General features: G+C 59.7%; 5 protein-coding genes and 1 other RNA gene. 3 read left to right on the forward strand and 3 right to left on the reverse strand.

What is annotated here, in order from left to right; genetic code table 11:
- Positions 1-15: 15 nt before the first annotated feature.
- On the forward strand, positions 16-288 hold the full coding sequence (locus tag AB7E65_RS11365) for an EscU/YscU/HrcU family type III secretion system export apparatus switch protein (RefSeq protein WP_428745942.1): 273 nt from the start codon (positions 16-18) through the stop codon (positions 286-288).
- Positions 289-293: 5 nt separating this feature from the next.
- Here the strand turns inward: AB7E65_RS11365 and AB7E65_RS11370 are convergent, their stop codons facing one another.
- The gene (locus tag AB7E65_RS11370) at positions 294-2,699 is read right to left on the reverse strand and encodes a Cache 3/Cache 2 fusion domain-containing protein (protein ID WP_428745943.1); all 2,406 of its coding nucleotides are present in this window, start codon (positions 2,697-2,699) and stop codon (positions 294-296) included.
- A gap of 302 nt (positions 2,700-3,001) precedes the next feature.
- Between AB7E65_RS11370 and ssrS the strand changes: the two genes are divergently transcribed.
- Both ssrS and AB7E65_RS11380 read left to right on the forward strand, forming a co-directional pair.
- A non-coding RNA gene (gene ssrS / locus AB7E65_RS11375) (6S RNA) lies at positions 3,002-3,184 on the forward strand.
- A 348-nt stretch (positions 3,185-3,532) separates the two neighbouring features.
- On the forward strand, positions 3,533-4,711 hold the full coding sequence (locus tag AB7E65_RS11380) for a TraB/GumN family protein (protein WP_072285619.1): 1,179 nt from the start codon (positions 3,533-3,535) through the stop codon (positions 4,709-4,711).
- Here the strand turns inward: AB7E65_RS11380 and AB7E65_RS11385 are convergent.
- Both AB7E65_RS11385 and AB7E65_RS11390 read right to left on the reverse strand, forming a co-directional pair.
- Positions 4,704-6,359, reverse strand: coding sequence for a L,D-transpeptidase family protein (locus AB7E65_RS11385; RefSeq protein ID WP_428745944.1), 1,656 nt, complete (start codon positions 6,357-6,359; stop codon positions 4,704-4,706). The genes AB7E65_RS11380 and AB7E65_RS11385 overlap by 8 nt on opposite strands.
- Positions 6,360-6,638: 279 nt before the next feature.
- On the reverse strand, positions 6,639-6,792 hold a 154-nt coding region (locus AB7E65_RS11390; protein ID WP_428745945.1), incomplete at its 5' end, for an aldehyde dehydrogenase family protein.

Raw genomic sequence — 6,792 nt, forward strand, 5'->3', positions numbered from 1 at the left:
ATTTGAGAGGCATGCATGGCCGACAAGCTGAAAAACGATAAAGCGGTCGCCCTGACCTACAAGCAGAACGGCAAAAGCGCGCCGGTGGTCGTCGCCAGTGGCAAGGGCGCCGTAGCGGCCAATATTCTGGCGGTCGCGCGGGAAGCGGGCGTGGAGGTGGTGCGCGATCCGGATCTTGTAGAAGTGCTCGGCAAAATTCCGCTGGGGCGGGAAATACCGCCGGAACTCTACCAGGCGGTCGCTGAAATCCTGGCCTTCGTTTACCGCGTCAACAAACGCACGGACTGAGTCTTTCAGACATTCCCTTCCGCCGGCCCGTTCGATTGCGTTGGTTCCAGCGGCCTTGCGGCGCGTCCATGCAGGCGGACGCCGACGATCTTGCTGGCCTGCTCCATTTCCGGGCAAAACAGCGCATACCTGTTGCGGCCGCCCTCCTTGGCGGCATACAAAGCAATATCCGCACGTTTGAGCAGTTCTCCCATCACATTCCCATGTTCCGGAAACAGCACGATGCCGATGCTTGGCGTTACACTCACCTGGAAGGACTCCAGCTGAAAAGGCGCCGACATCATCTTGATGATCTTTTGCGCAACGGTTTCGGCCTGCTCCGGCCCGTCCAGACCGGGCAACAGTACGACCAGCTCATCGCCGCCCAGTCGCGCCACCGTATCGTTGCGCCGCAGGCAGGAATTGATCCGTTGAGCCGAAGACTGCAGCACCGTATCGCCGGCAGCATGGCCGAAGGTATCGTTGATCGCCTTGAAATGGTCAAGATCCAGATACATCAGCGCCAGCAGCCGGCCATCCCTTGTGGCCTGCGCCAGGCTTTGTTCGAGGCGGTTGATGAACAGGGCGCGGTTGGGCAAGCCGGTCAGGGCATCGTAAAAGGCCAGCATCCGCACCTGTTCCTCGACTTTTTTTCGGTCGCTGACATCCAGCAGCACCCCCTGCAAATGGGTGACCGTCCCGTTTTCGTCACGGCGCAGCCACAGTCTGGCATCCACCCAGCAGATCTCGCCGCTGTGCTTTATGACGCGGCATTCCATCGAAAAGCGGTCTTCCTGCCCCTGCTTTATGCAGGCATCGAGCCCGGCGGCGAGTCTGTCCAGATCATCGGCGGGCACAAGATCGGTCATCGGAACGGCTCCGGAAACAAAATCCTGGGCCTTGTAACCGAACTGGCTGATATTGTCCGAAACAAATTCCAGCGTCCAGGTTTCCCCGAGACGCCATAAAAGAGCCATGGCCGGGCTGTGATTGACAATCGTTTCCAGCTCCCGGCGCTGAGCCGAGGTAGCACGGAGTTCCATCTCAACCCGGCTGCGCTCGATAATTTCCCGATTCAGTTCATTACGGGATGCCGTCACTTCCCTGAGATTGTCGATCATGCGGTTGAACGCCTTGGCAAGCTGCCCGATTTCATCCTTGCGATCCAGCTTCAAGTGGTGGTCAAGACGCCCCTTGCCGATGCAGTCGAACAACAGGATCGCCTTTTCCAGTGGGCGAACGATGCCGCGGGAGAGATAGAATCCCGCCAGCAGAGAAAACAGTACGATCCCCAGAGCAACGAGAAAAATCAGAAAAGTAGCCCGTGACAGCGAAGCATCGAATCCTTTCTGAATATCGCCGTAATCATCCTTGTAGGCGCCGGCCACAATAACCCAGTCCCAGGGTTCGAAATAGGTTACGGCCACCAGCTTATCCCGGAACTTCCCGTTTCCAGTGTCCCGCTCGACAAAATGCTCGAAGGTTACGGGGATCTTTCCCGAGCCGCCCCCGCGGACCATCCGCGAGGCTTTTTGCAACAGGCGCTGGGTTATGAGGAGACTCTGTCGATCCGTAGCAGCTATGCCCGGCTCTTGCGACTGTTCCTTGCGGGGTGCGATAAGCAGCTTGCCGCGCTGACCTCCCTGGCTGCCAAGAATGGAAACATAGCCGGTTCTGCCGACGGAAATATCCTGAATGGCACTGCGCAAGCCCGCCAGGCTTTTCTGGAGATAGCCGACAAACAAGGCCCCGACAAGTTTTTTGCCGGTGGGATCGAACAGGGGCTCGTAGCGGGTGACATACCAGTCGTTCACCACGAACGAACTGCCGGTGTAAGGCTGGCCGCGAAGCAGTGCGTCAATGACGGGATTGAACTGGCCATCCGGATTGCGATGCGGAATGTAGGATCCCAATGCCCGCCGGCCATCGTTGTCGAGAATGGTGGTGGCTACGCGCAACATGTCGCCCTGCTCGTTGATGCGCTGAAAAAGGGTGCAGGTAACCCCCAGAAGATTCTGCACCGTATCGACCACCGGCATGCGACGGTTTGGATCCGGATCCATGCCAAGCCAGGAGCCGCCGACCGACACCATCGGCAGCCGGACAGCTTTGCGGCTGTGATCGAACTGGTTGACAGCCTGCCAGAGGACTTCTTCCCGGGAAAAAGACAGCCCACCGCCATCCCGCAGCAAACGCGCGGCAACCTGCAGATTGCGCTCCAGTTCCTCATCCTGCTGCTGCTGAACGGATCGGCACATCAGATAGACGTTTTCCGCCACCTTTTGGGTTTCACTGCGGATAAACCGCTCCAGCTCTCCATGAATGGCGACATCGAGGATATGCACCTGGTCAATGGCGATCCCCACGATGGACAATGCCGTCACCACGACCAGCATCAGTCCCATGCCGATTACTTTGGTACGAATCTTCATAATATCCTGTTTGGCACGCATTCCGGTGTAAACGGATCACCTCACAACACCGGACGAACACTATCTAATGAGAGTCCCGCCTCTCACCTGCCCCGCGAATTGTAACCAGGCAACATCCGCAGAACAGGCCCGCAGCCATGCCACGGTTTTTAAAGGTGAATGCGACGGTACTCCCCGGCGACTCAGACGCCAAACACACGGGAAGCAAACTCCGGGCCAGCTGTCCCCGGTCGCGCAAGAAAATCCTGAAAAATTCCCCCTTGTCACTGCCGGGGGTTTTGTCTATAGTGAAGTTGCGAAAAAGCTCTCTGCTCTGCAGGTGAGGTTCTGATTGTCCCAGCGGTATAATTTTGTAAATGGGGAGAGCACGTAGGTGCTGTGTGCCAGCCCAACCTGGATTGGGACGCCTGATGCGCCTTCTGCGATACCCACCTGTTCAGGACTCGCTTGGAGGCCTGAGAACCCACGGCAGCAGTGGAGAGCTTGCATCAAGGAAGCGCGCGGACAAGAGCCGGGCGCTTTCTAGTTTGTTCGCATCCGGAAACTCCGGATGGATACAGCGTAGTTTTCATATGGGAAACGAGAAATTTTTCGTTGTGGCAAGGAAATCAAGGGGTTGCGCGGAGGCGTACATCGGTACGCCGCACAAGCAAGCCTGCGGATTGACGCCGCCACGGCGGAAAAGGGCCGTTTCCGGATGGGAACTGGTCCAGGAACGCATCCCGCCGATAACGATCCCCTTGCCGGACAACAGTGTCCCGGGGCAAACGTGTCCCCTGGGCACCCTTACCGAAGCGCGAAACACTTCCTTTCAACCCGTGCAGGAACCGCCAATGAACACCGAATCCAGCGATACCGACATATTGCGCATCGATGTGGCCGACAAGCAGATCGTTCTGATCGGCACGGCCCATATTTCAAGGGATTCTGTTGCGACAGTCCGCCAGGTGATCGCCACCGAGCAACCGGACACGGTCTGCGTTGAACTCGATGAACAGCGCTACCAGGCGCTCAAGGATCCTCATCGCTGGCGCTCCCTCAATTTGATGCAGGTTCTGCGCCGCGGCCAGGGTGCCTATTTACTGGCCAACCTGGCCCTTTCATCATTCCAGAAACGCATGGGGCTCGGCACCGGCGTAAAGCCCGGGGAGGAACTCGCCGCGGCCGCCGAGGAAGCGGAAACCCGCCATATGCAGTTGTGCCTGATCGACCGCAATATCCGCACCACCCTGCTGCGGGCCTGGCGTCGCACCGGCTTCTGCAAAAAGCTCAGGCTGTTTTCCGCGCTTTTGACAGGCATGTTCGAAAATCCGCAACTGGATGAAGAACAGCTTGCCCGACTGCGGCAGGAGGACACCTTGTCCGCGCTGTTGCAGGAAATGGGCGACAGCCTGCCCGATCTCAAGGCGGTGCTGGTGGACGAGCGGGACCGCTTCATGGCGCATCACATTGCCAACGCGCCGGGCGACAGAATCGTGGCCGTGGTCGGCGCCGCGCATCTGCCCGGCATCCGTAAAAACCTCACCTGCTCCCTGACGGAACGGGAACTGGCGGCCCTGGAAGAAATTCCGCCCAAATCTTCCGTATCCCGGCTGCTGCCCTGGCTGATTCCGGCGTTGGTGGCGGTCCTGTTCGCCGCGGGCTTTTTCATGGGTGATCGGGCTCTTGTCGCGGACGCGGCGGTGGCCTGGCTGCTGGCCCACGGCATCCTCTCCGCGCTGGGAGCGGTTGTCGCCCTGGGGCACCCCCTTTCCATTGCGGCCGCATTTGTCGCGGCCCCCTTTACCTCCCTGAACCCGGCTATCGGCGCGGGATTCGTCAGCGGCATGGTTCAGGCCTGGCTGGCCGCACCCACGGTGCAGGATCTTGAAAGCGTCGGCGACGACATCGCCACGCTCCGCGGCTGGTGGGGAAACCGCCTCACCCGCGTGCTGCTGGTCTTCATGTTTTCCAACCTCGGGTCGACGGCCGGCACCTTGCTGGCGTTTGGCTGGCTCAAAAACCTCATCTGACCATCGGGCGGACCTCGTCCCGTTCGCTGTTGAGCGCATCGTTCTTTGGACCTGGCGCGTTGCCGTCATTTTCCGACGGCACGGACCGCTGCCGCAACGCGCCAAGCAGCTCCGAATCCTTTTCATAGATATCGTTGCGGAACTGCAGGCGGCCCCGGGTATCGACCCAGGCGGTGCGATACAGGATGTGCACCGGCAACGGACGCTCCAGGTACACTGTGTAGGGCCTGGACCGGGCCATTTCCCGCGCGACCCGCTCCTTGCTCCAGCCCTGCTGCCCTTCCAGCAGAAAAACAGCCAGGTCCAGGGGCCTGGCAATACGAATGCAGCCGGAGCTGAAGGTACGTTGCTGCTCTTCGAACAGATGCCGGGAAGGCGTATCGTGCAGATACACATGATAGGCATTGGGGAACATGAATTTCACCCTGCCCAACGGATTCCAGGGGCCCGGCTTCTGCCGCAGCAATCCGGGGAAGGTTTCCGCCGTCACCTGTTTCCAGTTTATCCCCCGCGGATCGATAGTGCGGTCGGGATCCTTGCCCCAGGCCACGATTTCGTAGTGATGGGCCTTCAGATAATTCGGGTTGGCCTTGATCAGCGGCAGCTTATCCTGCTGGAGGATGGTTGGTGGCACCGTCCAGTAAGGAGCAAACACCAGATAGGTCATCAGGGCTGAAAATACCGGCGTGCGACGAAACGAGGTGCCCACGACAACCGGCATGCGCATGACTTCAATGCCGCTATCGAATACCGACAGGTGAAAATCGGTAATGTCGACCTGCAGATAGCGAGCTCCGACGTCACGGTCGGGCCAGCGCTCCCTTTCCAGATTGACGGTGATCTGTTCGATACGCCGGACAACAGGTACATTGATCTGCGCCAGTGTCTGTTGGCCGAGCACACCGTCCGGGCGCAACCCGTGCCGCGCCTGAAACCGCTTCAGGGCTTCCGCCGTGACGCGATCCATGACCTGACCGGAAGACAACGCAGCGGCATCCAGATCTCCGACAAGAGCCAGAACCCTCCGCAGCGCCGGCAACCGGGAATCCCTCTGCCCCAAAGCCACGGGCGGACCGTCATCCAGCACCGGCCAGCCGCCGGCCAGGTCCAGACGACGATAGTGCTCCAGATAGACCAGCAGGCGCCGGTAACCGGCACGCTCGGACGCCAGGGCGTCCAGAACAGCCCCCACCTGCTGTCTTCGCAGCACCTGGTTCAGCACCGAAACCACATCGGCAACGGCGACCTTTGCCCCTTCCATCCCCGCCCCTGCCGCGTCGTCGCCGCTGGGGAACAATTGGGAAACATACTTCAAAAAGGAGTCGGTCAGCAGCAGGTCGATAAGTGCCAGGCCCGCCGGCTCGCAGTCAACCTCATAGGCGCGTGAGACGTGTGCGGCTTCCAGTGATGCGGCCAATACCCCGACATGATAATCCCGGGGATCCAAGCCCTCGGCCGCAACCCCCTGGATGCGATCAAGCCACTGCCAGGCCACCACGGAAACGCGGCCCTGCGCATCGGTCCAGGCCGGATTGAAATCGCGGCGCCGGTAAAAATCCGGCAGATGCCGATGCAGGGGGATGCGTAGCCCCTCCACGTCGAGAAACGCATCAGCCACCGCACCGGCCGCTGCGGTCTCCCCGATCATCTGCTGAAGGTGCCGCCGGACGGTGTCTTCCGGCTGCCTGTTATCGGCCCGACTCCAAACAGAACACAGTACGAAAACCAGCCCCAAAAAGCCGATTCCAATCCACCTTTTCCGAAGCGCCAAACGCAATACCGGTCAACCTTTCCCCTGTGGCAAAGCGGCCATCGCGGCTTATCCGCACGATTTCCAATGGCCTGCCTTACCGCATCGAGCTGTCAGCCATTATGGCAAAAGCTTGCTGTGATTATCAAGTTTACAATATTTTCGTTGCCGACGTGTTCAGGCGATCCAGACGGTCTGAACATTGACGAATTCCTGAATGCCGAAGCGGGCCAGTTCCCGCCCGTATCCCGAAGCCTTGACGCCGCCGAATGGCAGTCGCGGATCACTTTTGACCATGCCGTTGACGAATACCGCTCCGGCCTCGACGCGC

It is taken from the genome of Syntrophotalea sp. (assembly GCF_050253115.1).
Lineage (GTDB): Bacteria > Desulfobacterota > Desulfuromonadia > Desulfuromonadales > Syntrophotaleaceae > Syntrophotalea > Syntrophotalea acetylenica.

Coding starts and splice junctions, on each gene's coding strand:
- AB7E65_RS11365 (WP_428745942.1), top strand. CDS start 16: ATGGCCGACAAGCTGAAAAACGATAAAGCGGTCGCCCTGACCTACAAG.
- AB7E65_RS11370 (WP_428745943.1), bottom strand. CDS start 2,699: ATGAAGATTCGTACCAAAGTAATCGGCATGGGACTGATGCTGGTCGTG.
- AB7E65_RS11380 (WP_072285619.1), top strand. CDS start 3,533: ATGAACACCGAATCCAGCGATACCGACATATTGCGCATCGATGTGGCC.
- AB7E65_RS11385 (WP_428745944.1), bottom strand. CDS start 6,359: ATGATCGGGGAGACCGCAGCGGCCGGTGCGGTGGCTGATGCGTTTCTC.